Below are 22,903 nucleotides of genomic sequence, written 5' to 3'. Positions count from 1 at the left end.
GGCAAGCAGCCGCGGTTTAATTGTCAGTCAAAATGTTTCCCAGTTTTCATCTTGTCCGGTCGTCGCGGTGCGCGTACGGTTTGCAGCCGATTCAGCGGCTGGCGCGCGATACGTCGCCTGCGGGGTGACCGAGTTTCCAGCGAGTGAAGCGAGACGAAACGCCGAGACGGCCATCTTCAGACGGCTCGCCTGGTCTTCCAGAGCAGCGGCCGCCGCAGCGGACTCCTGCACCAGCGCGGCGTTTTGCTGTGTCACGCGATCCATTTCCGATACCGCCAGGGCAACCTGGTCGATACCACGACTCTGCTCATCGGACGCAGAGGCGATTTCACCCATGATGTCCGTTACGCGGGTAACGGCATTCACGATGTCATTCATGGTCTCTCCGGCGCTTTCCACCAGCACGGAGCCGGTATCCACGCGGGAGACGGAATCTTCAATCAGGGACTTGATCTCTTTTGCCGCGTTGGCGCTGCGGCTGGCCAGGTTGCGTACTTCCCCGGCCACCACGGCAAACCCGCGCCCCTGTTCACCCGCGCGCGCCGCTTCCACGGCGGCGTTCAGCGCCAGAATGTTGGTCTGGAAGGCAATGCCGTCGATAACGCTGATGATGTCGGCGATTTTCTTCGAGCTGTCGGCGATTTCGTGCATGGTTTTCACCACGCCATCCACCACGCGGCCGCCGCGCTGCGCCGTCTCGGAGGCGCTTTCCGCCAGCTGAGACGCCTGGCGGGCGTTATCGGCATTCTGCTTCACGGTCGCGGTAAGCTGCTCCATGCTGGCGGCCGTCTCTTCCAGGGCGGAAGCCTGCTGCTCGGTACGGGATGAGAGATCGTTATTTCCCATCGCAATTTCGCTGGTGCCGGTGTAGATAGCCTCCGACCCGTTGCGCACGTTAGCGACGGTTTCGATTAACGAACGCTGCATATGGTCAACGCTGTTTGCCAGCTCGGTGATCTCATTGCGCCCGGAAACGGTCAGCGTTTTGGTCAGGTCACCGCCGGCAATTTCACGGATGTGGGCAATGACGCGGCCGAGAGGGTTCAGCAGGATATGGCGAATGCCGTACCAGACCGCGATCAGCACAATGACCAGCGCCAGCGCCATCACGGCCATCTGCCATTTTGCAAAGCGGTAGTCATTCTGGCTTGCCGTAAAGGCCGAGTGATAGAGATCGCCACTGACCTTCGCGTATTCCCCCAGCGCCGCGCCGAGTGCGTTTTGCATCCCCTGCGTTGGCTGCGCGAAATAGGCGTCCATGTTGCCGGTCTCCAGGAACTGAATCAGCTCTGTCAGGCCGGTATGGTAGGCATTGTATTTTTCATCGATATTCTGGCTCACCTGCTCCATAGCAGGCTGCGGGGCGATCTTTTTGAAGGCGTCGTAATGTTTCGCGGCGTCAGCGAGGGTGGCACGGGCATTTTTCAACAGATCGGTTTTCGCGCTGCTCTGCTGATTGTTGGGGTCCATCATCATGCGCGCGGACGAGCGGCTCAGGTTGATACGCGTTTGCAGCATCAGATCCCACGTCGACGTGAGTTCACTCTGCTGCAGGCGGAGATCGTTCGAGGCCGCGAAGCTGTCCTGGTTCTGTTTTAATGACGAGAAAAAAAGCCCGCCGGAGATGAGCTGAAGAAGTGCGAAAATGACCAGCACCATCATGAGCATTGTGACAACGCGGATACGGTTCAACATACAACACCTTCTCATAGATTTATTAACGGTGTTATCGGCACAGCCCACAGGAACTTTACATTTGCGAAAGGGAAAAGCGCGGGGTTAAAACGCCACGTCGACAATCAGCGTGTCGGTGTAGGTTCCGGCGGGCGGCGTGGCCTGATTGGTCAGGACTTTCGCAGTGTAGTTGTAGGTGCGCAGTAAACCGTCGGTACTCACCTGGGACGATACCGCGCTGGACCAGCGCTCGCTGCCGCTGCCGCCCCAGCGGTTACCGGTGGCTTCCTTATAGATGTCGTAGCTCATGGCGTTGCTGCCGCTCACCATCCGCCGCACGTTGTTCAGCGCGTTGGCACCGTTATTAATGCCGATGGTATACGAACTCCCTTTGGTACAGGTGACGGCAATAGCCTGCGAGACGGTGGGGAAACTTTGCACCAGCGGTGCGCTGTTGAAGTTCACATCTGGCGTGGTCATGGCGCTGCAGTCGTTGGTGACGGTCATATCGAGCAGGATGGTGGTTGTCGCGGTTCCCGTCTGATTGATTGTGCAAACGCCGAGCGCGCCCACGGAGCACACGCTGTAGTTAATGCTGAAGGTTAACTGCACCTGATATGGCCCGGCAGTGACGTTTTGCCCGGCGACGGTGCGGAAATAGAGCGGAATGTTGTACTGCTTTGACCCCAGCAACCCCAGCAGGGTATTCCCGCTCCAGGTATACGATTTACTTATCTGTACCTCGCTGCTGCTCGCGCATCCCGATAACCCGCACAGCCGGGTGGGGATCACGTCGGTGATGGCCGCATTATCCGTGCGTTTCATCGTGGCCCGGCTGCTACCCGAAACCGATGCCGCGGTGTAGGTCAGCGTTACCGAGTCGCTGGTCAGCAGATTCAGCACGGCATCGCAGGCCACCACCAGCGTGCCGGTGGTTTGAACTTCCCCGGTTCCGCTGAGCGCGAACGAGGTGACGCTGCCAAACGACGCATTAACCGTGCTGACGGTACACGCCGCCCAGCCGCCGCCGGAAAACAGCAGCAGGATCAACAGCAGCAGGCGCGTCATGGCGCCTCCCGGCAAATCAGCGGCCCGTAGGTTTTCAGCTTGTGCTCCGGATTGGCCCCCACGGTCAGGGTAGTCTTGCAGCGCCTCCCGTCAGGTGCGATCACCTCCAGCGGGTTCACATCGCTGAGATTTTCCAGCCAGGCGATGCCGTCATACCCCACCACCGCATTGCTGCGCGAGGCGCGTCGAACCTGGCTTCCCACCGGCAACGCCTTCCCGCGCGCGTCATGCAGAATAACGCTTGCCACCCGCTCCTGCTCCATCGGGAAATCGACCAGATAGCCGCTGTGACGCCGAATCGCGATCCTCCGCTCGGTCTCTTTCAGACGGGTATCCGCCGGCAGATTCAAAGTATCAATCCGGTAGCTTGCCGGGTAATACGCCGACACCCCGCTGACCAGCAGGTAGCCGTTGTTATTGGTTTTACCGACGGGCTGGTTCTCATAGCTGACGGGCACGTCCGGGTGGCCGTCGGTGCTGATGACCACAAACGCATCGTTGATCTTATTCGCCGCGAACAGCTCGCCGTCCATCAGCACAACGGCGCCCATCGCCTCGCCCCACCAGGTCATGGTATCCCTTTCGCCATAGCCGCCGCCCTGCAGTTCAATGTTGTTATTGCGCCATCCCAGCGTACCCTGTTGATAATCACTGGATCTTGACTGGTTGGCCCAGGCCATGTTCCAGCTGAACCCACCGTCAGAAGGCATGGAGTGGTTGTAGTTAATGCGTTGGGTACTACCGGCATCCGGGGTGTTTTCAACGGTGACGGCAGCGCTGTCGCGCGCGCCCAGCGGCACCTGCAGCGACAGCGCGACCGTCCAGTCTCCCCGCTGCCGATCCCGGCTGCCGGCCAGGTAAATGCTGCTTGCCCCCCACAGATTGCGGCTCCAGGAGAGATTAAGCAGCTCGGTTTTTTGACTGTCAAAACTCTCCACGCCGATCCAGGCCGCACCGATGTTGCCGTATCGTCCCATATTGAAGGTCAGAGAATACTGGTCCGTATTACGGCTAAAGCTGGCGATGGGCTTATCGTTTTCGTCATATACCGTCGGCTGGTCGTAAAGGGCCAGATTGCCAAAGCCGCGGTCACGACGCGTGTGCTGGGTGGCGACGCTAAACTCGCTGGTACTGTACTGGTACCCCCAGTTGATTTGCCCGCCCGCATCTCCGCGCATGCGGCTTTGCGAGTAAGAGGTATTCACCACGCCAAACTGGCCAAGTTTTATAACCGTCCCCGCGCCGCCCAGCGCCAGCTCCTGCGCCCCTTCCGCGTGGCCCTCCAGCGTTAGCCAGTCCGTGATTCCGTAGCGATACGAGCCGCTGCCTGCGGCTGAACCGTAGTCAAAATTCTTGATACCGTAATTACGCCTCAGGCTGCCGAGCGTCACGGCGCCGTCGCTCAGCCCTTGTTTGAGCAGGTCGCTGGTGACGTAAAACGGTAGCGTGGTGCTTACCTGGCGCCCCAGCGCATCCGTCGTGACCAGTACCGCATCCCCGGCGCCGTTGATATAGGGCAGATTAGTCAGGGTGAAGGGGCCCGGCTGAAGCTGGGTTGAACCGGAGCGATAGCCGTTGATAAAGAGATCGACCGAAGTGGGTACCGCGGCTTCACCCGCGAACTCGGGCAGCGGCCATGTCACCAGGTCAGGACGCAGGGAGAAATCCCGCCCGACGCTTATCCCCCCCATTCGCACGCTGGAGCTCCAGCTCAGGGCATCGCTGATCACGTCCCCGGCGCTCCAGCTCATCGCGTCATCTTCGTTAGTGAACAGCAGAGTCGTGTCATAGCGGACATACCCTTCCTGCTGGCCGTGGTTACCGGTGAAATTTTCCCGCGCGTAACCGGTCGAGGAAAACGAGCCGTTCTCGTTGAAGTAGCGGAACTCATGCCAGATCGACGCCTGGCCGCCGATATGTTCCGTGTGGTTAGTGTAGAGATCGTAATTCAGCAGCGCCCCGCGGCCGAAGTGCGGTTTGGCCTGCGCAGTTTGCGCGCTGAAAGGCGTCACGCGGGCCGTCACCCAGTCGCGAGGAACGGTCAGCAGCAGGCGCTGCGCGGCGCTGTCGTACTCCACCCGAACCTGAGCAAGCGAGGAGAGATTTACCTCGCCGGTGGGAACGTGCGCCGGGGGCAGTCCCGCGCGCAGCAAATCGGCGCTGGAGATAAAGAAAGCGCCTTTACGCTGCGTCACGGGCACGACCAGGCCGGTATCGTAGTGATTGACCACGATGGCCAGCTGGAAAACCGCTTCATCATTTACCGCCTGTGCCTGGGGAGGCGGCGGTAAACTGTCGTCGCCGGGCCCGGCCAGGGTCGCGGAACTGACGCATAGCAGTATCATCATCGCCGGCTTCAGTTGACGGGCGTCGACTGCCATTGTTCGTCCCTGGCATTAATCTGCGCGCTCATCCGCTCTGGCTGTCGAACGCCAGCGGGTATTGGCCAGCTGCGGGTGCTGCCCGGAAGGACGTAACCCAGCAATCCTTCCGCTACCGTGCGTTTCTGACCTCCCTGCTCCAGCGCCACCTGGCTCAGCCTGACGTGGACATCCCCCCGATTTTTGACCTCCAGCGCAGGCTTACCCTCAGCCTGCGTCACCCGCCAGCTCAGGTTTTGGGTCTCCACCAGCGCGTGATGCGCCCCCTCTTTGATGGTCGGGATCCCCTGTCCATATACGAACAGAGGGATGGAGTAACGCATCTGCAATTTCAGGCCGATGGCGGGTTCGGCTTTGGCATCTGGCTGGGGGATTTCATCGACGATAATGCGATAGGCCTGTTCGACCCCTGCGGGAACCGTAGCCTGTTTGATAAGGCGAATGAGCTGCTTGCTGCCCGTGCCAATCGTGACGATGGGCGGGCTGGCGACCACGTCCTGCTGCGCGGTATAGCGCTCGTGTCCGTCCTCCTGCTTCCAGCGCACGATGCGAACCTGCATCGTCGTGGCGCTGTTTCCCTGGTTCTGGATCCACAGCTCCGTGGCGTTGGCGTCCGCAGCAAGCCAGGGATCGATAGGCCAGAGCAGGATGGTGGCCGCCGCCTGCGCCTGGCCAGCAACCGCCATTCCCAACGCGCCCGCCAGACAAACCGGTCTGAAAAATGGCTTCATCAACACTCTCCCTTTATTACCATGACAAGGTCACGGTGAGCTGATCGGAATAGGTTCCCGCCGGGCTAAACCCGGTCAGTAGCGCCACGCCAAAAAGCGGCAGCGCGATGTTATTGCTGTTGGTATAGGTCACCGCTATCGCCTGGTTGACGCCAATTTCGCTGTTCGCGGCCAGCGAGCTGCTGCTGTAGAGCCGGTATGGCACCATATCGACGCCGTTCGCGCGCTTCATGCGACGAACGGATGAATAATTTTGACCGCCATTAATGCTCATGCTCAGCGCCACGCCTGGCGTACAGGCAATAGACAACGCCCCGTTTGGCACAAAGCTGGTGCTGACCGGCGCGCTCTCGACGCCGTTATGGCTGCCAAAATCCAGCGTACCGAGAAGCCCTCCGCTACCGGTGGCCACCGCGCATCCCGGGACAATCGTCGCGCTGACCTTAAAGGACTGGGATGTCACCGCATCCGCCGTAGGCATCATGAGCAATCCAACGATCATCGCGAAAAAAGGCTGCACGCGTCCCTCTGCGCATTTGCGCAGACCTGTGAGAGATGCCTTCATGGCGGTTCGGGACTAGTAGGTGACGCTGACGTTAATCGTGTCGGTATAGGTTCCCGGGACGACCGTCACGCTGTTACCGCCGCCGGTAATCCGTCCGTACAGGGTGTAACTGTCCACCCCGCCCGCCGTAGACGCGATCGGCAGCGCGGCGTTATTTGCAATCACGGTATTAAACCCGCTGTCGCTGTACAGGCTGTAAGCCACGCCCTGTGCCGCGTTGGCCGTATTCACCAGATAGCGTTCAGGCGTGCCCGGCGAACCGACAACCGAGCCGGGCGCGGTGGAGTGGGTATTACCGGTGATCGCGACCGTATAGCTGGCGGTCGTACATTGAATGGTGAAGGTGTTTCCGCCGCTGGCGCCGCTCAGCTGCGTCGTAAGCGTGGAAAAGGTTGCCGGATGGGTACCGAAATCGAGCGTACCGAAGTTAATGCCACTTTGTGCGGGCGAGCCGTTTATCAGACACCCGTTTGTCAGCGTCAGCGTTGCACCGATGGTGCCGCTGCTGGTGACGGCCAGCGCCTGATGAGCCGTTGTCGCAGCCAGTAAGGTGCCTGCGCAGATCAAAAGAAGTTTTCTTTTCATTTACCACCCTCCAGAAGACGTCTCCGTTCCCTTGCCACATTTTATTTTTGTCGTTCAAGATGTTAGCCCCGCTTAACGTTCCTCTGAGGGGGTTATTGAGAATTTAGTTTACGGATATCGCTTCGACCACCTGACCCTTGACGCATAAGGCCTATGTCTTATTGACTAAATTTTCTTATAAATAACAGAAAGTTAAATTAATTCAGGCAGCAATTTTATTCTATCCGGGGAGAATATATCCATTAAAGTGTGACAGCGATCACAATATATCGTCGACGCATTAACAACAAAATTAATAAAACTTAAAAAGGAGTTGTATCCCCCTACACTTTGCGTCAATTTATGTGCCGAATAATTTCCCGCATCGTAATAAAAAATTTATATGTATCGACGCGGGCTACATCTGAAGCGCATAGAGGGTCTTTTTTCGTGGCAAGTGCAAACAAACTCACACTCTTCATCGTGATATTCATGCTGGCGGGTATTCTTTCAGGGGCAGCAATTCATGAGTATGCATCTGTGGATGCCATCACAGTCTGGTCGGATAATATTACCCTTCTGACCGATATTTTCCTCCGTCTAATCAAAATGGTCATTGCACCGTTGGTCTTCAGCACGCTCACCGTCGGCATTATGAAGCTGGGCGAAACCTCCACCATTGGCCGCGTTGGCGGCAAAGCGATGGTGTGGTTTATCAGCTCATCCGTGCTCTCTATTCTGGTTGGCCTGTTCATCGTTACGCTAGAGCATCCGGGAAGCGGCCTGAACCTGACGGTTCCGACAGAAGCGGTGGATACCGGCCTGGCCGTTGGCGGCATGACGCTGAAAGCGTTCCTGTCGCACACCATTCCGACCAGCATCGCGGGGGCGATGTCGAACAATGAGATCCTGCAGATTGTGGTGTTCTCGATGTTCTTCGGCATCGGCGGCGCGTCGCTGGGGCAGAAATTCAACGCGCCGCTGGTGGCCGCGCTGGATGTGGTTTCCCATATCATGCTGAAGGTAACGGGTTACGTAATGTACGTTGCTCCGCTGGCCATTTTCGCGGCGATTTCATCCGTCATTGCCACGCAGGGTCTGGGCATTCTGCTGAACTACGCCTCCTTTATTGGCGGCTACTATGTTGCTATTCTTCTCACCTGCATGGTGCTGCTGGCCGTGGGCTACATGGTGCTGAAAAAAGAGGTGTTTCGCCTGGTCAGCATGCTGAAAGACCCGGTCCTGGTGGCGTTTACCACCAGCAGCTCTGAAGCCGCCTATCCGAAAACGCTGGAGCAGCTGGAGCGCTTTGGCTGCTCGCGCAACATCGCCTCTTTCGTTCTGCCGATTGGCTACTCCTTCAACCTGGTGGGTTCGATGGTGTACTGCTCTTTCGCCTCGATGTTTATCGCTCAGGCGTACAACATTCACCTGAGCTTCTCTGAAGTGACGGTGCTGATGCTGACTCTGATGCTGGCGTCGAAAGGGATTGCGGGCGTACCGCGTTCATCCCTGGTGGTGCTGGCAGCAACCATTCCAAGCTTTAACATTCCGGTGGCGGGTATTCTGCTGCTGATGGGGATCGACCACTTCCTGGACATGGGCCGTTCCGCAATTAACGTTCTGGGGAATGGTATTGCGACCGCGATGCTGTCGCAAAATGAAGGCGCGCGGGAAGCGGAAGCTGAGCTGGTAAAGCAGGAAGCGTAAGGTGAAAAAAAGGGTGAGGCCTGATGCCCTCACCCCTGCCCTCTCTCACAGGGAGAGGGAGCAAACACAAAAAACGGCAACCTGGGTTGCCGTTTTGCATTTACCTACGCTACGTGACTCGCGGCGATATCCAGCAGCGCCATCTCATCGCTGTTCAGCAGCTTCTCAATGTTCACCAGGATCAGCATACGCTCGCCGAGCGCGCCCAGGCCGGTCAGGTATTCGGTCGACAGCGTGACCGCAAACTCCGGCGCAGGACGAATTTGGTCAGAGGTCAGGGAAAGCACATCAGATACGCCATCCACCACGATACCTACCACGCGCTGCCCCAGATTCAGAACGATCACCACGGTATTGTCGTCGTAGTCAACGTCGCCCTGGCTGAACTTCACGCGCAGGTCCACGATTGGCACAATGACGCCACGCAGGTTGGTGACACCTTTAATAAAAGCAGGCGTGTTAGCGATGCGGGTAACCTGGTCGTAACCACGGATTTCCTGCACTTTCAGGATATCGATGCCGTACTCCTCATCGCCTAAAGTGAATACCAGGAATTCCTGCCCTGATGGCTCGCCCGCCAGTTTCGTTACATTACTCATACCGGTCATGTTATTACCTTCTACTTAATCAGGCGGCTGTGTACGCCACACGTTGTTCACGATTTAATCCCTGAAGCGCCGACACATCGACGATCAGCGCCACGCTACCATCACCCAGAATGGTGGCGGCAGAAATACCCGGCACTTTGCGGTAGTTGCTTTCGAGGTTCTTCACTACCACCTGGTGCTGACCAATCAGCTGATCGACCAGCAGCGCGTAGCGACGGCCCGCGCTTTGCAGGATCACAACGATGCCCTGCGTGGCCTCTGTCTTCGCCCCGTCCACTTCGAACACTTTCCACAGTTCCACCAGCGGCAGGTATTCACCGCGCACTTCGAGCACGCGCTCGCCGCCCGCCAGAGGATGCAGATCTTCTTCACGCGGCTGCAGGGATTCCATCACGGCGTTCAGCGGCAGGATAAAGACTTCGTCCGCCACTTTGACAGACATGCCGTCGAGGATCGCCAGCGTCAGCGGCAGCAGAATGCGAATGGTGGTGCCGTAACCCTGTTTAGACTGGATCTCAACGTGGCCGCCCATCTCCTGGATGTTACGTTTCACCACGTCCATGCCTACGCCGCGCCCGGACACGTCGGTCACCTGCTCTGCGGTAGAGAAGCCCGGCGCGAAGATCAGCATGCCCACTTCTTCGTCGGTCATGTTTTCATTGACCGCCATCCCCTGCGAAATCGCTTTTGCAAGGATGCGCTCGCGGTTAAGACCCGCGCCGTCGTCGGTCACTTCGATGCAGATGTTCCCGCCCTGGTGTTCAGCAGAGAGGATCAGGTTACCGACCGGGGATTTTCCGGCGGCAATGCGGTTTTCCGGCAGTTCGATACCGTGGTCGAGGCTGTTACGCACCAGGTGCGTTAACGGGTCGATAATGCGCTCGATCAGGCTCTTATCCAGTTCGGTTGAGCTGCCCATCAGGGTCAGTTCAATCTGTTTATTCAGCTTGCTGGCAAGGTCGCGGACCAGACGCGGGAAGCGGCTAAAGACATATTCCATCGGCATCATACGGATGGACATGACCGATTCCTGCAGGTCGCGGGCGTTACGCTGCAGCTGACCCATGCTGGTGATCAGATCGCCGTGCGTGACCGGGTCCAGTTCGTTAGAACGCTGTGCCAGCATCGACTGGGTGATCACCAGTTCGCCAACCAGGTTAATCAGCTGGTCGACCTTCTCAACGGCAACGCGGATACTGGTTGACTCGCTGGAGCGGGCGGCAGGTTTCTCACCACGGCCAGGTGCCGCGGCCTCTTTTGGCACGGCCTTCAGCGCAGGAGCCGCAGGAGCCACAGCCGGTGCGGCGTCCTGAGCGACAGCGGCCACCTCTTCCGCAGCGGCAGGAACGTCAACCGCAGCCGTTTCGGTTTCGAAGGCGATCTGGTCAGCTTCAATCACAAAGCACAGTACCGCCACGATATCGTCCTGCCCAATACCGTCATCAAGCGTCGCGGCAAGGCTGTCTTTGCCTTTTACCACGTTGCTTAATTTCGCCAGGTTACCCAGCTCTTCTTCCAGCAGGTTAACTTCACTCTCTTTAAGGCGTGACAGCACAACGCGCAGTTTGCCCGCTTGTGCAGCGGCTGGCGCGGCCTCGTCGGCAGCAACCGCATCGACAACGCTCAGTTTCGCCGCAGGGACAACGGCTGCAGCGACCTCACCTTTTGCTTCCAGGGCGAGCTGGCGCAGCGCGTTGCAGATGTATTCAAAGCTGGCGGCATCAGGCTCTGCCGAACTTTTATAGGCGTCGAGCTGTTCCTGCATAATATCTTTGGTTTCCAAAAACAGGTTGATAATGTCGGTATTGAGCTGCATCTCACCGCGTCGTGCTTCATCAAGCAGGTTTTCCATTAAATGGGTCGTTTCCTGCAGGATGGTAAATCCAAACGTTCCGGCTCCGCCTTTAATAGAGTGCGCCGCACGGAAGATGGCATTGAGCTGCTCGGAGTCCGGTGCTTCGGGCACCAAATCGAGCAAGTGTTGCTCCATATCGGCCAACAATTCGTCGGCTTCATCAAAGAATGTCTGGTAAAAATCGCTAATATCCATGCTCACGCTATCACCTCGGATTGGCTGGTGGCGATGTTGGAACGGCAGCCGAAGGAACGGCCCCAGGCTGTTTTAAATCGTCCAGTGACTCATTCTGACTTTCGGCGTTTTCATGCAGGATGGCCTGCTCCGCCTGCTGGTTCAGCACTAAAAGACTGATACGACGGTTGATGGCATCATCCGGCCCGCGGTCGGAAACGCGCATGGTTGCGGCCATGCCGACTACGCGCAGTACCTTGCCATCATCAAGCCCACCTACCACCAGCTCGCGACGCGAGGCGTTGGCACGATCGGCAGAAAGCTCCCAGTTGCTGTATCCCTTCTCCCCACTGGCGTACGGGAAATCATCCGTGTGTCCTGACAGGCTGATTCGGTTAGGAATGCCGTTCAGCACCGGTGCAATGGCACGCAGAATGTCGCGCATGTACGGTTCGACTTCCGCACTCCCGGTTTTAAACATTGGGCGGTTCTGGCTGTCGATAATCTGAATACGCAGCCCTTCCTGCACCAGGTCGATCTTCAGATGCGGGCGCAGCGCGCGCAGCTTCGGATCCGCTTCAATCAGCTGATCGAGATCGCCACGCAGTTTCTTCAGACGCGCCTGCTCCATCTTTCTTTTCAGCTCGTCGATGTTCGGCTCTTTTTTCACCTCACCCTTCTGCTGGGTGTAATCATCGCCGCCGCCCGGAATCGGGCTGTCGCTGTTAGAGATACGCGGCCCACCGGCCACCGCCGTTGCCAGCGGCGTACGGAAGTATTCGGCAATCTGGATCAGTTCTTTTGGGCTGGAGATGGAGATCAGCCACATCACCAGAAAGAACGCCATCATTGCGGTCATAAAGTCGGCGTACGCAATTTTCCACGAGCCGTGTGCGCCATGCCCGCCGCCCTTGTGCTTGCGTTTTTTTACGATGACGATCGGATGGGACTGGTTTTTCATGCGTCCTCAGTTGTCGTCTGTTGGTTTGGGTTTTTCACCGCACGCACGTGTTCTTCAAGCTCAATAAACGACGGACGCTCGCTGGAGTAAAGCGTTTTACGGCCAAACTCAACCGCGATCGGTGGCGCGTAACCGTTGAGGTTAGAGAGCAGCGTAATCTTCACGCACTGCATCATTTTGGTGGTTTCCGCGCTCTTCTGGCGGAGAACGCTCGCCAGCGGAGAGATGAAGCCGTACGCCAGCAAAATACCGAGGAAAGTCCCCACCATCGCGTGGGCAATCAGCGCGCCCAGCTCGGCTGCCGGACGGTCCGCCGAGGCCAGGGCGTGAACCACGCCCATTACCGCGGCAACGATACCGAATGCCGGAAGCGAGTCGCCGACCAGCGCCAGGCTGTTGGCCGGCACTTCAGATTCGCTTTCGTGGGTTTCGATCTCTTCGTCCATCAGCGCTTCGATTTCGAAGGTATTCATGTTGCCGCTGATGATGAGTCGCAGATAGTCGACGATGAAATCCAGCATCATGGCGTCAGCAAGAATTCGCGGATAGCTGGCAAAAATTTCGCTCTCTTTCGGGTTTTCAATATCCCGTTCAAGCGAGAACATGCCCTGCTGACGCGACTTCGCCATCAGGCGATAGAGCAATGCCAGCAGATCCATATACATGCTTTTGGTGTATTTCGAGCGACGGAACAGCAACGGAATCGCTTTCAGCGTGCCCTTGATTGATTTACCGTTGTTACCAACGATAAAAGCCCCTACCCCTGCACCGCCGATGATAATAAGTTCAGCCGGTTGATAGAGTGCTCCAAGGTGCCCGCCGGTCATCATGTAACCGCCGAAAACTGTACCGAGAACTACCAGGTAACCTAATAAGATAAGCACGACATCATCCTTCCGCTAGTGACTATGGCAAGGACGTCCAGCTCGCAGCGTTTACCGTTTGCGGGGTAAAAAAAAGCAGCGGTAATTGCTTACCGCTGCTGGAATCTTTCCCACACGTTCGGGTTAAACAGCTTGTTCGATCTGTTCATCCAGCAGTTGTGGAATAATATCGGCAGCATCCCGGGAAAGTTTACGTCTTTTTACTGCGCGGGATGGAGGCTGACATAAACTACAGGCGAAGCTGCCTGCAGGCTGATGAGCATGGGTAATAAAATTGCCGTCGCAGCAGTTGCAGCGCGACAGTTCAAGCATTCCGCTCTCAACAAAACGCACCAGCGTCCATGCGCGGGTCAGCGCCAGCAGAGGGCCTTCTTCCTGCTGTGGGCATTGTTCAAGGTAAAGTTTGTACGCTTTGATCACGGCGTCAACGCCGCTGCACAAACCGGTTTTGAGAAGATACTGCCAGGCATTACAGAACATGGAAGCATGAATATTCTGCTCCCACGTCATAAACCAGTCGGTAGAAAACGGCAGCATGCCTTTCGGCGGGGGACTACCACGTAACTCTTTGTACAGTTTGATGAGACGACCACGGCTCAGCTGAGTCTCGCTTTCCAGCATTTGTAAACGAGCACCCAGTGTAATCAGCTCCATGGCCAACTGTATGTCACGCGCTTCCTGAACAATGCTTTTCTCGCTCATTGCTAGGCCCTTTTCTTACGGGCTACGTCATCAGGCTGGCTGATTTCGTTAAGCAAGCGAGTGGAAAGAAGAATGCCGGTATGGATCTGCTGAAGATCGTCCACACGGGATTCCTGCGTCAGACGCGTTATTGTCTGTGAATCATCGAAACGGAACTGGCAAACCAGTTGATTCGTTTCAGCCAGTTTAACCATCTGCGGGAGGGTTAAGCCGCCCAACATGGTTGCCATTTCTTCGTTAATACCCAGACGAAACATCGCGGACGCCTTGTCCTGACTAATCAAACGCTGCGCGAGCAGTAAATACGACAAATTGATGTCATAGATATGTTTTAGCAACTCGGATGTATGCATTGTTCCCATCCCGAATAACCAACTATTATTTTTATGCGGAAAGACCGCACCCCGTGATGTCGCCGGGAAATCACCCGGTATAAAAAAGAAAAGGCTAAATGCATAGTTGAATTTAGGTTTGTATTCACTGAAACCGTAAGAGAGAAACCGCGAATGCGTCTCTTACATGATTTATCATTTCTTACAAATAACTAAGATTTTTCCTAATTCGACGCAAACTCTACTCGTCAGTTTTGCCACATACAATCCAGCCACCCTCAAATTTAAAAAAAATGTGATCCATGTCACACAATTTAAGTGAATATGACCCATAAATCCATCAGTATGACTTGTAATTTGTTCAATATTTAGCCAATCAGTACTGTTTTGTATTCTTAATTGACGAATACTCATGCAGAAGGGTGATCCGAACTGGCATGCAACGTGCTTTTCCTGCCGTAAGCGCCGCGCGGAAACATTTACATCAGGCCCCACTCCTGGAAACATTTTTCTTACCGTGAAAAAACATATAGTTATGCAGGTAGTGCAAAAAAGATGTTTCAGGGCGTGATCATTCGAAATGAGTTTGTAACGCATCAAAACGATTTAACAGTCAAAGCGTGGATTTGTGTGATTTACGTTAAGTTGTTAATTTTTTTCATTTAGGCGCATTTTTCAGTTATTCTTCTTATAAGAATAATTAATGAATAATTATGATAAGCTTCACACTAATGTCGTAATCTGCTCTTGCAGAACCAGGGATTTCGCGGTAAAGGTGGTAAAACGCTGTCTTTCAGACACCCAAGGAGTGCGCCATGAGTTACTCCCATCTTCTTGTTTCCGTGGCAGTTTCCCCCGAAAGCCATCAGCTCGTCGCCCGGGCAGTTTCCATTGCCAGACCCCACAATGCCCGCATTAGCCTCATCACGCTCGCCGCAGAGCCAGAGATGTATAATCAGCTGGCCGCGCCCATGCTGGAGGATATTCGCGAGGTTCTGCATGAAGAAACGCAGCAATTTCTGCGCGAATTACTGGAAAAGGCACAATATCCTGTTTATGAGACCGTTATTGCGACCGGGGAACTGAACGCCCATATTCTCGATATGTGTCGTAAACAAAATATTGATTTAGTGATTTGCGGGAACCATAACCACAGCTTTTTATCGCGGGCAGCCTGCGCGGCGAAATCTATTGTCGCGTCGAGCCAGGTCGATGTGCTATTAGTGCCGCTTGGGGGGCATTAGCCCCCCAGCAGTAAATCAGGCCAGTTTAGGGAAGGTAGCGATCTTTTTTTGCAGATCGCCTTCATGACTTTGCGGAGCGATATCCCGGAGATCCTGAATAAAACGCGCCTGCCAGTGGTTAATATCGTTCTTCCGGATTGTTTCCATCATGTCAGCATGGCGGGAAATACGTTCCGTGAGCGGCATTGTCAGGGCGCGATTCAGCGCGTTAGCCACGTCATCCCTGTCGTAAGGGTTAACGATGAGTGCCGACGTGAGCTCATTTGCGGCCCCGGCAAACTGGGAAAGCACCAGAACACCCGGGTCGGCAGGATCCTGGGCAGCCACATACTCTTTCGCCACCAGGTTCATCCCGTCGCGCAGCGGCGTGACCAGCCCAACGTCCGCATAGCGGAAGACCTTCATCAGGATCTTACGGTCAAAGTGTTGATTCAGGTAAAACAGCGGCGTCCAGCCCAGCTGGCCGTAGCGGCCATTAATGCGCCCTGCTTCTGTCTCCAGCTGATGGCGAATATCCTGATAGGCCTGAACCTCACCGCGCGACGTCGGCGCGATCTGGGTATAGCGGATTTTCCCGTGATGCTGCGGGTATTTATCCAGCAGCGTTTCATACGCCAGGAAGCGTTCCGGCAGCCCTTTGGAATAATCAAGACGCTCAACCGAGAAGATATTTTTCACGTGCTTGAGTTCATTCTTAAGCTGCGCCAGCTTCGGCGGCAGCGGGCCGGAAGCCTGCTCCGCGATTTCCTCAGGTTCAATCCCTATTGGATAGACCTCGGTGTGGAAGGTTTTCCCCCACGCCGTATGGGTTTTCCCGCCTTTGGTCACCAGACGCGCTTTGCCAGACACGGAGTCAAGGAACGCGAGGCGGTCATTTTCGGTCTGGAAGCCCAGCAAATCGTAATCGCACAGCGCCTCCAGCAGCTCTTCATGCGGCGGCAGCGCGGTAAAAATTTCCGGCGTCGGGAAAGGAATGTGCAGGAAGAAGCCAATGCGGTTATTCACCCCTCTTTTTCGCAGCTCGCGCGCGAAGGGCAACAGGTGATAATCGTGGATCCATAAAATATCGTCTTCTTCGATTAATGGCAGCAGTTTATCCGCCAGGAGCGCATTCACGCGCGAGTAGCCTTCAAATGATTCACGCTGGAATTTGACCAGGTCAAGACGATAATGGAACGCAGGCCACAGGACGGCATTTGAGAACTGCGAGTAATACTCGTCATAGTCTTTCTCTTTCAATGCAAATGAAGCCCACGTAATGTTTCCGCGCGTCACCTTTTTGAGCGGTTTCTCTTCTTCACTGATTTCTCCACTCCAGCCAAACCACAGCCCACCAGCGGCTTTTAAGGCACCTAACACCCCTACCGCCAGGCCACCTGCACTGGCTTTTTTATCGTCAGGCGGTGCGATTCGGTTAGAGACGACGACTAAGCGACCCATAATGGTTTCCCCCTTTGCTTTGCGCTATTTGTTGTTGTTGCTGGTTAGCGATGTCAGATATCCACTGCCAGACGCTGGCGACATCCGCCAGTCGCCATTCGGCAACGGTGTCACCAGGCCCCACCTTGACGGCGATTCCTCCGGCCTGATTCACCACGCGAAACCCGGCCTCGTCGGTCAGGTCATCCCCAATGAAAACGGGCGTTCGCCCTTTGAAAGGCGGCGACGCCATAAACGCGGCGATGGCCGCACCTTTATTAATCCCTTTCGGTTTTAACTCCACGACGCATTTGCCGGGCTGCAACGCCAGCTGCGGATGGGCATCCGCTACCGTCTGAGCGAGCGCAAGCACGGCCTCCTCATGCTGCGGAGCCTGACGATAATGCAGGGCAAAGGCCATGCCTTTGGCTTCCAGCTCGGTACCAGGCAGCGCTTCCAGCGCAGCAGAAAGCTGCTTCTGGAGCGTTTGCGTGAGTGCGTCAGGGAGTGAAACGATATGCGTGTGATCATGGATGTCGCGGCGCTCCGCTCCGTGTACACCGGCCAGCGGAAAGTGGTAAGGACTGGCGAGCGTATCCAGCTCGGCCATTGAGCGCCCTGATATCAATGCCAGTGCTCCCTCATTCATGAGCGAGAGCTGATGCAAATCCTGTAACACCGCATCCGGAATAGACACCTGGTCAGGGTGCGGTTTTATCCCGGCGAGCGTGCCGTCGAGATCGAAAAAGAAAGCATAGTGTCCGGGCAGTACAGGCGGTGCGGTTAACATGTCAGCCACCCTTTTCCTCCTTACGGTTTACGAGAGGTAAACACCTTTACCTCTTTCATAGCCATGTAAGTATAGACAGTGTGACGTGGCTCGCCATTTGACAACCGCCCCGCCAGTATTACTGGCGAGGCGGTTAAGGGGTCAACTATGGTTATAAGTTGAGCAATAAAAGGTGGAAAAAGGGCTAAACGGTACGCTTCGCTTTTTGCTTGTAACGGTCGAAAATCACCGCTGCCAGCAGGATCAGGCCACGCACCACGTACTGCGAGAACGGCGAAATATTCAGCAGGTTCATGGCGTTCTCTACCGTGCCTAAAATCAGGATACCGGCCACCACATATGAGATTTTTCCGATGCCGCCCTTGAGGGAAACACCCCCTAAAACGCAGGCCGAAATGACGATTAGCTCGTAACCAATAGAGGTCATGGGCTGGCCGCTGGTCATACGCGAAGCCAGAATGATCCCAGCGGCGGCAGAAACCAGCCCTGAGAGCACGAAGATAATAATCTTGGTGCGCACCACCGGCACCCCGGCCAGACGGGCGGCCTCCTCGTTACCGCCAATCGCCAGCGTATTGCGGCCAAAGGTGGTCCGGTTGAGCAGGAAGCCGAACAGGATCAGGCAGGCCACGGTCAGCCAGATTGGCGCAGGCAGACCCAGCCAGTTGGCGTAACCCAGGGTAAAGAAGCGCTCGTCTTCAATCCCCACCGCTTTACCGTCGGAGATGATATAGGCCAGCCCGCGGACAATTTGCATTGTCGCAAGCGTGGTGATCAGGGCGTTAATCTTCAGGCGTGCGATAACAAACCCGTTCACCAGACCGCTGATGACGCCGAGTAGCAGACCGGCCAGAACGCCAATCCACAGGCTCTCCGTCATGTTGATCACCACTGCCGTCGTGACGCCCGCACAGGCAATCACCGACGCTACCGACAGGTCAAAATCGCCGGAGGCCAGACAGAACAGCATCCCGCAGGCCACCATCCCGGACATGGAAATGGCCAGCCCCAGCCCCTTCATATTAATGAAGGTGGCAAAGTTAGGAACAAAGATCGCGCAGGCGAGGAACAGCGCGGCAAAGACCACCAGCATGCCGTACTGATCCCAGATACGTCCAAAACTCAGCGCCGACTTCGACTTCGGCGCTCCGGATGTAGTAACAGAGGACATCATTAACTCCTTACTCAGGCGACAGCCTGGCTGACTTTAGGCATGGCGAGGTTCAACGCCTGTTGTTCATTCGCCTGTTCATGAAGTAATTCACCGGCAATTTCGCCTTCACGCATCACCACAATGCGGTCGGCCACGCCAAGCACCTCCGGCAGATCGCTGGAGGCGAAGAGCACCGCCACGCCGCGTTTTGCCAGCTCATAGATCACGTTATAAATCTCGTGTTTTGCCCCCACATCGATACCGCGCGTCGGCTCATCCAGCAAAATGACCTTCATATCTTCGGACAGCCAGCGGCCTAAAATCGCCTTCTGCTGGTTTCCGCCTGACAAATTCATGATCAGCTGTTCCGGGCCCGGCGTTTTGATATTCAGCGAGCGAATATGGTGGTCGGCGTTGCTCGACTCCCAGCCATCGTTTATCAGGCAGCCTGCGCGAATAAACTTGCGGCGGGCGGAAATATTGATGTTGTCGCGTACCGAATGCACCGGAATAATCCCCTCTGCTTTACGGTCTTCCGGACAGAGCATCATCCCGGCCCTGATGGCGTGGGCGGGTTTCTGGATATCCACCAGCTCGCCGTCAATGGAGACCTGCCCTGCGGTAATGCGTGTACCCCCGAACAGCCCTTTCATCAGCTCACTGCGCCCCGCCCCTACAAGGCCAAACAGACCGACGATCTCACCGCTGCGTACGGATAACGAAACCGGCGTTCGCACGCCCGGCGCTTTGACGTTGTCCAGACGCAGGCGCTCGGGGCCGTACTCGCGCGGTTTCCAGTGATAGATATCGCCCAGATCGCGCCCGACCATCGCCTGAACAAGCTGGTCATGGTTAACCTGCGCCATGTCGGTAAAGGTGCGCACATAGCGCCCATCTTTAAAGACGGTGATGGCGTCGCTCAGGGCAAATATCTCTTCCATGCGGTGCGAGACATACAAAATCGTACGGCCTTCCTGACGCAATTCGCGGATCACGCGGAACAGATTTTCAATTTCACGCGCAGAGAGCGAACTGGTGGGCTCATCGAAGGCAATAATTCTGGCGTTACGCGCCAGCGCCTTGGCAATTTCAACCATCTGCCACTGGCCGATGGAGAGATATTTCAGCGGCGTCTGGGGATCGACGTCCAGACCCAGATGTTTAAGCTGCAGCCCCGCTTCATAATTAAGTAGCGAACGATTTACCACGCCGCCTTTGTGCGGAAGCTGTCCTAAATAGATGTTTTCCGCCACGGTCATCTCAGGAATGAGGTGCAGCTCCTGATAGATGATCGCAACCCCGGCATTGAGCGCCGCCGTGGTATCGGCAAACGCCACCTCTTCGCCGCGAATGGCCAGCGTGCCGGTTGTAGGCGCATAGTTGCCGCTGAGGATCTTCAACAGCGTGGATTTCCCCGCACCGTTTTCCCCCATCAGGGCGTGAACCTGGCCGGCATAGCAGTCGAAGCTGATATCGGTCAGCGCGTTAACACCGGGGAAAGTTTTCCCGATGCCGCGAAAAGAGAGATACGGATCAGACTGTCGCATAACGTCTCCGTGATTCCTGTAGTGTGTACGTCTGGCCCCTCACGAAGCATGAGGGGCACAATCACAGCGTATTACTTACCGCCCAGCCCTTTTTTCGCCAGCTCCTCTTTGAAGTTGTCGCGGGTAATCAGCACCACGTCGGTCACTTCGGTAAATTTCGGCGGTTCGGCCCCTTTGGTTACCCAGTTGTAGAGCATCTCGCTGGATTTGTAGCCGTGCACGTCCGGGCTCGGCAGCAGAGAACCGTAGAAGCCGGTAGCCTGCGCTTTGGACAGCTCGCTGACGGCGTCAACGCCGTTGATGCCAATCCCGATCACGTCAGGCGCCTTGAAGCCCTGGCCTTCCGTCGCGCGTACCCCGCCCAGTACGGTGTTGTCGTTCATGCCGACCACCAGCCAGTGTTTGACCTCCGGATGCTGGACCAGCATAGAGTTCGCGGCGTCGAAAGCGCCCGGGATATCGTTGGATTTGGTTGGGACTTTATAGATCTGTTTTTCCGGGAAGCCGGCCGCTTTCAGCGCATCCATTGAACCGGTAGTACGACGACGGGCGGTGTCCAGCTCGTCAGCCGTGATAGCCATCACCGCGGTCTCTTTGACATCCCAGCCGCGCTTTTGCATCTCTTTATAGAGTTCCTGGCCCTGGCGTTCGCCGATTTTGGTCGCCGCCATCATGACCAGCGGGACGGTGTCCATCGGCTTGCCTTTGGCGTTAACGAACTGATCGTCAACCGCGATGACCTTCATATCGTAACCGCGCGCTTTCGCCGCGATTGCCGACCCCAGCTTTGGATCCGGGGTACAGATAACGAAACCTTTTGCACCGCTGGCCGCCAGGCTATCGATGGCGTTCAAGGTTTTTTCGCCGTCAGGCACGGCGATTTTAATGACTTCAAAACCTAAATCTTTCCCGGCTTTATCTGCGAATTTCCACTCAGTCTGGAACCAGGGCTCTTCGGGCTGTTTTACCAAAAAACCGAGTTTTAAATTCTCAGCGATAGCGGATTGTGACATAACGGCAGCCAGACCGATGGCCGCCAGCGCTTTAGTAAATTTGTGCATGGTAAACTCCAGCTTTAGCATTCTTTTCTGTAGGGAATAAGTGCGTGCTTCTTATTTAATCGGACTTAAAACAAGGCATTAGCGCTTACCTCGTCATAAGCGTTATTGCTGGTGATAGTTTTAGCGGGAAATTAATCATCCATAAGAGAGCCCCATCACACCGCAGAATTACAGTAATTGCGTACATAAATTCAGCGAAAAATGACATAAAAAAGGCAGGATTTGTCAGACAAATAGAAAGAGGTTAAGCAGAATTATCCATAAGATTAGCCAAGATATCCCTGATGCCCCTCAGCGGGAAAAAACGCACCTGGCGTTAAAGGGGTTCAACATGTTTTTCATCAAGAATGTACAACGCACCTGAAAAAACGTTATTCCGCAGAATTTGATTTAGCGCAATTTTATTGACACATCATATATTCGAAACGATTAATCCGTATTTCTCTTTTTCTCGGAGTAATATTCCAACTTAATTTTTTCCGAAAGAGTAACAGTGTGCATTCACGATAAAAACTCTTAATTATTAGCCCTTTAAGTCACATCCCATTTATGGCGAGCTAGTTGTATTTCTGTACTATATTAAACTTTGTAATGTATGGTAAATACAGCCTGATTAAGAGTTTTCTTAGAATCAAGACAAGGGTATGCTTATTTATATCGAACACAGGAAGTGAATTTCGGTCGACTTCGGTCACGGCAGAATGTCTATTTCTGCTCTTTTCTTCGTATTTGCCTGGCGCTCAGGTAAGCAACGGACATCACGTCCCACAGTCAATAAGGATATGAGTATGGCTACCCAAACGATGATGCAAAAACTTAACGCGCAGATGAACCTTGAGTTCTACGCCTCGAACCTGCACCTTCACCTAAGTGCGTGGTGTGCCGAGAATAGTCTTACGGGGTCTGCCACATTCTTTCGCTCTCAGGCGCAAAGTAACGTCACCCATATGATGCGTGTCTTTAACTTTCTGAAAGCCGCAGGGGCAAATCCTGTCGTTAAAGCCCTTGATGGGATCAATGAAAACTACTCATGCCTGGAAGAACTGTTTCAGAAAACGCTTGAAGAGTATGAGCAACGCTGCAGCACGCTCAGCAAACTGGCCAATGAAGCCAAAGCGCAGCAGGACATTACGACGCTCAAATTCTTACGTGATATGGACAAAGAGCAGCAGCAGGATGGCATGCTGCTGAAGACGCTGGCGGATGAGATCCATAATGCCCAGCAGGCGGGTTTATGTCCTGAGCAAACCGACCGTCATCTGCTCGACATTGTGGCGGTACAGCACCACTGAGTTTTTAATTTGCTTCTGCACGGGGTAAGGCACGAAATAATCCCCTCACCCCTCAGGGTAGAGGGTTAGGGTGAGGGGAACATACGGCTGTAGTGGTCATTCCGTTCACTTTATGTTCCTTGCTACTCTGTAACGACATAACCGGTGAACGTGCCAGGGTGGCTCAATCGCCACCACCCTGGCAACCC

General features: G+C 55.3%; 20 protein-coding genes. 3 read left to right on the top strand and 17 right to left on the bottom strand.

Features of this window, described 5'->3' with window-relative positions; translation table 11 throughout:
* Positions 1–27: 27 nt before the first annotated feature.
* The 6 genes from tar to UTM25_RS00905 form a co-directional block, all read right to left on the bottom strand.
* Positions 28–1,695 carry a methyl-accepting chemotaxis protein II gene (tar, locus tag UTM25_RS00930; protein ID WP_194399538.1) on the bottom strand — a complete coding sequence of 556 codons (1,668 nt, stop codon included), beginning with the start codon at positions 1,693–1,695 and terminating at the stop codon, positions 28–30.
* 84 nt (positions 1,696–1,779) lie between these two features.
* On the bottom strand, positions 1,780–2,742 hold the full coding sequence (locus tag UTM25_RS00925) for a spore coat protein U domain-containing protein (RefSeq protein ID WP_032658592.1): 963 nt from the start codon (positions 2,740–2,742) through the stop codon (positions 1,780–1,782).
* Positions 2,739–5,123, bottom strand: coding sequence for a fimbria/pilus outer membrane usher protein (locus tag UTM25_RS00920; protein ID WP_194399539.1), 2,385 nt, complete (start codon positions 5,121–5,123; stop codon positions 2,739–2,741). The genes UTM25_RS00925 and UTM25_RS00920 overlap by 4 nt, the downstream gene beginning before the upstream one ends.
* Positions 5,099–5,854, bottom strand: coding sequence for a molecular chaperone (locus tag UTM25_RS00915; RefSeq protein ID WP_109845183.1), 756 nt, complete (start codon positions 5,852–5,854; stop codon positions 5,099–5,101). Before UTM25_RS00915 ends, UTM25_RS00920 begins: the two co-directional genes overlap by 25 nt.
* A gap of 16 nt (positions 5,855–5,870) precedes the next feature.
* Positions 5,871–6,419, bottom strand: coding sequence for a spore coat U domain-containing protein (locus UTM25_RS00910; protein ID WP_045356795.1), 549 nt, complete (start codon positions 6,417–6,419; stop codon positions 5,871–5,873).
* Between the two features lie 12 nt (positions 6,420–6,431).
* The gene (locus UTM25_RS00905; RefSeq protein WP_023312260.1) at positions 6,432–7,004 is read right to left on the bottom strand and encodes a spore coat U domain-containing protein; all 573 of its coding nucleotides are present in this window, start codon (positions 7,002–7,004) and stop codon (positions 6,432–6,434) included.
* A gap of 429 nt (positions 7,005–7,433) precedes the next feature.
* On the opposite strand from UTM25_RS00905, the gene UTM25_RS00900 reads away from it, so the two are divergent.
* Entirely contained in the window at positions 7,434–8,693 is a 1,260-nt protein-coding gene (locus UTM25_RS00900; protein ID WP_194399540.1) for a cation:dicarboxylate symporter family transporter, read from the top strand.
* Positions 8,694–8,797: 104 nt separating this feature from the next.
* On the opposite strand, the gene cheW is transcribed toward UTM25_RS00900, so the two are convergent.
* The 6 genes from cheW to flhD form a co-directional block, all read right to left on the bottom strand.
* Entirely contained in the window at positions 8,798–9,301 is a 504-nt protein-coding gene (cheW, locus tag UTM25_RS00895) for a chemotaxis protein CheW (RefSeq protein WP_023312262.1), read from the bottom strand.
* A gap of 19 nt (positions 9,302–9,320) precedes the next feature.
* A complete protein-coding gene (gene cheA, locus UTM25_RS00890) occupies positions 9,321–11,357 on the bottom strand; it encodes a chemotaxis protein CheA (protein ID WP_320714152.1) in 2,037 nt (678 codons plus the stop codon).
* A gap of 4 nt (positions 11,358–11,361) precedes the next feature.
* On the bottom strand, positions 11,362–12,291 hold the full coding sequence (gene motB, locus UTM25_RS00885) for a flagellar motor protein MotB (protein ID WP_109845187.1): 930 nt from the start codon (positions 12,289–12,291) through the stop codon (positions 11,362–11,364).
* Positions 12,288–13,175: a flagellar motor stator protein MotA gene (gene motA, locus UTM25_RS00880; protein ID WP_008500417.1), complete on the bottom strand. Its 888-nt coding sequence runs from the start codon at positions 13,173–13,175 to the stop codon at positions 12,288–12,290. The genes motB and motA overlap by 4 nt, the downstream gene beginning before the upstream one ends.
* A gap of 123 nt (positions 13,176–13,298) precedes the next feature.
* On the bottom strand, positions 13,299–13,877 hold the full coding sequence (gene flhC, locus UTM25_RS00875; protein WP_013096051.1) for a flagellar transcriptional regulator FlhC: 579 nt from the start codon (positions 13,875–13,877) through the stop codon (positions 13,299–13,301).
* A gap of 2 nt (positions 13,878–13,879) precedes the next feature.
* On the bottom strand, positions 13,880–14,230 hold the full coding sequence (gene flhD / locus UTM25_RS00870; protein ID WP_008500415.1) for a flagellar transcriptional regulator FlhD: 351 nt from the start codon (positions 14,228–14,230) through the stop codon (positions 13,880–13,882).
* 794 nt (positions 14,231–15,024) lie between these two features.
* On the opposite strand from flhD, the gene uspC reads away from it, so the two are divergent.
* On the top strand, positions 15,025–15,453 hold the full coding sequence (gene uspC / locus UTM25_RS00865) for a universal stress protein UspC (protein WP_194399542.1): 429 nt from the start codon (positions 15,025–15,027) through the stop codon (positions 15,451–15,453).
* 15 nt (positions 15,454–15,468) lie between these two features.
* Here the strand turns inward: uspC and otsA are convergent, their stop codons facing one another.
* From otsA to araF, 5 genes are all read right to left on the bottom strand, one after another.
* Complete coding sequence (gene otsA, locus UTM25_RS00860) at positions 15,469–16,893, bottom strand: alpha,alpha-trehalose-phosphate synthase (RefSeq protein ID WP_194399543.1); 1,425 nt, start codon at positions 16,891–16,893, stop codon at positions 15,469–15,471.
* The gene (gene otsB, locus UTM25_RS00855; protein ID WP_033145880.1) at positions 16,868–17,671 is read right to left on the bottom strand and encodes a trehalose-phosphatase; all 804 of its coding nucleotides are present in this window, start codon (positions 17,669–17,671) and stop codon (positions 16,868–16,870) included. The genes otsA and otsB overlap by 26 nt, the downstream gene beginning before the upstream one ends.
* Positions 17,672–17,846: 175 nt before the next feature.
* A complete protein-coding gene (gene araH, locus UTM25_RS00850) occupies positions 17,847–18,833 on the bottom strand; it encodes an L-arabinose ABC transporter permease AraH (RefSeq protein ID WP_023312268.1) in 987 nt (328 codons plus the stop codon).
* A gap of 14 nt (positions 18,834–18,847) precedes the next feature.
* A complete protein-coding gene (araG, locus tag UTM25_RS00845; protein WP_194399545.1) occupies positions 18,848–20,362 on the bottom strand; it encodes an L-arabinose ABC transporter ATP-binding protein AraG in 1,515 nt (504 codons plus the stop codon).
* A gap of 71 nt (positions 20,363–20,433) precedes the next feature.
* On the bottom strand, positions 20,434–21,423 hold the full coding sequence (gene araF, locus UTM25_RS00840; RefSeq protein WP_003859687.1) for an arabinose ABC transporter substrate-binding protein AraF: 990 nt from the start codon (positions 21,421–21,423) through the stop codon (positions 20,434–20,436).
* 788 nt (positions 21,424–22,211) lie between these two features.
* On the opposite strand from araF, the gene UTM25_RS00835 reads away from it, so the two are divergent.
* Positions 22,212–22,715, top strand: a complete 504-nt coding sequence (locus UTM25_RS00835; protein WP_194399546.1) for a non-heme ferritin-like protein — start codon at positions 22,212–22,214, stop codon at positions 22,713–22,715.
* Positions 22,716–22,903: the final 188 nt, after the last annotated feature.

This window comes from Enterobacter sp. 61D5, assembly GCF_034107965.1.
Classification (GTDB): domain Bacteria; phylum Pseudomonadota; class Gammaproteobacteria; order Enterobacterales; family Enterobacteriaceae; genus Enterobacter; species Enterobacter cloacae_M.
The sequence above is the reverse complement of the archived record's forward strand: the minus strand, read 5'-3'. Positions and strand labels throughout refer to the sequence as shown.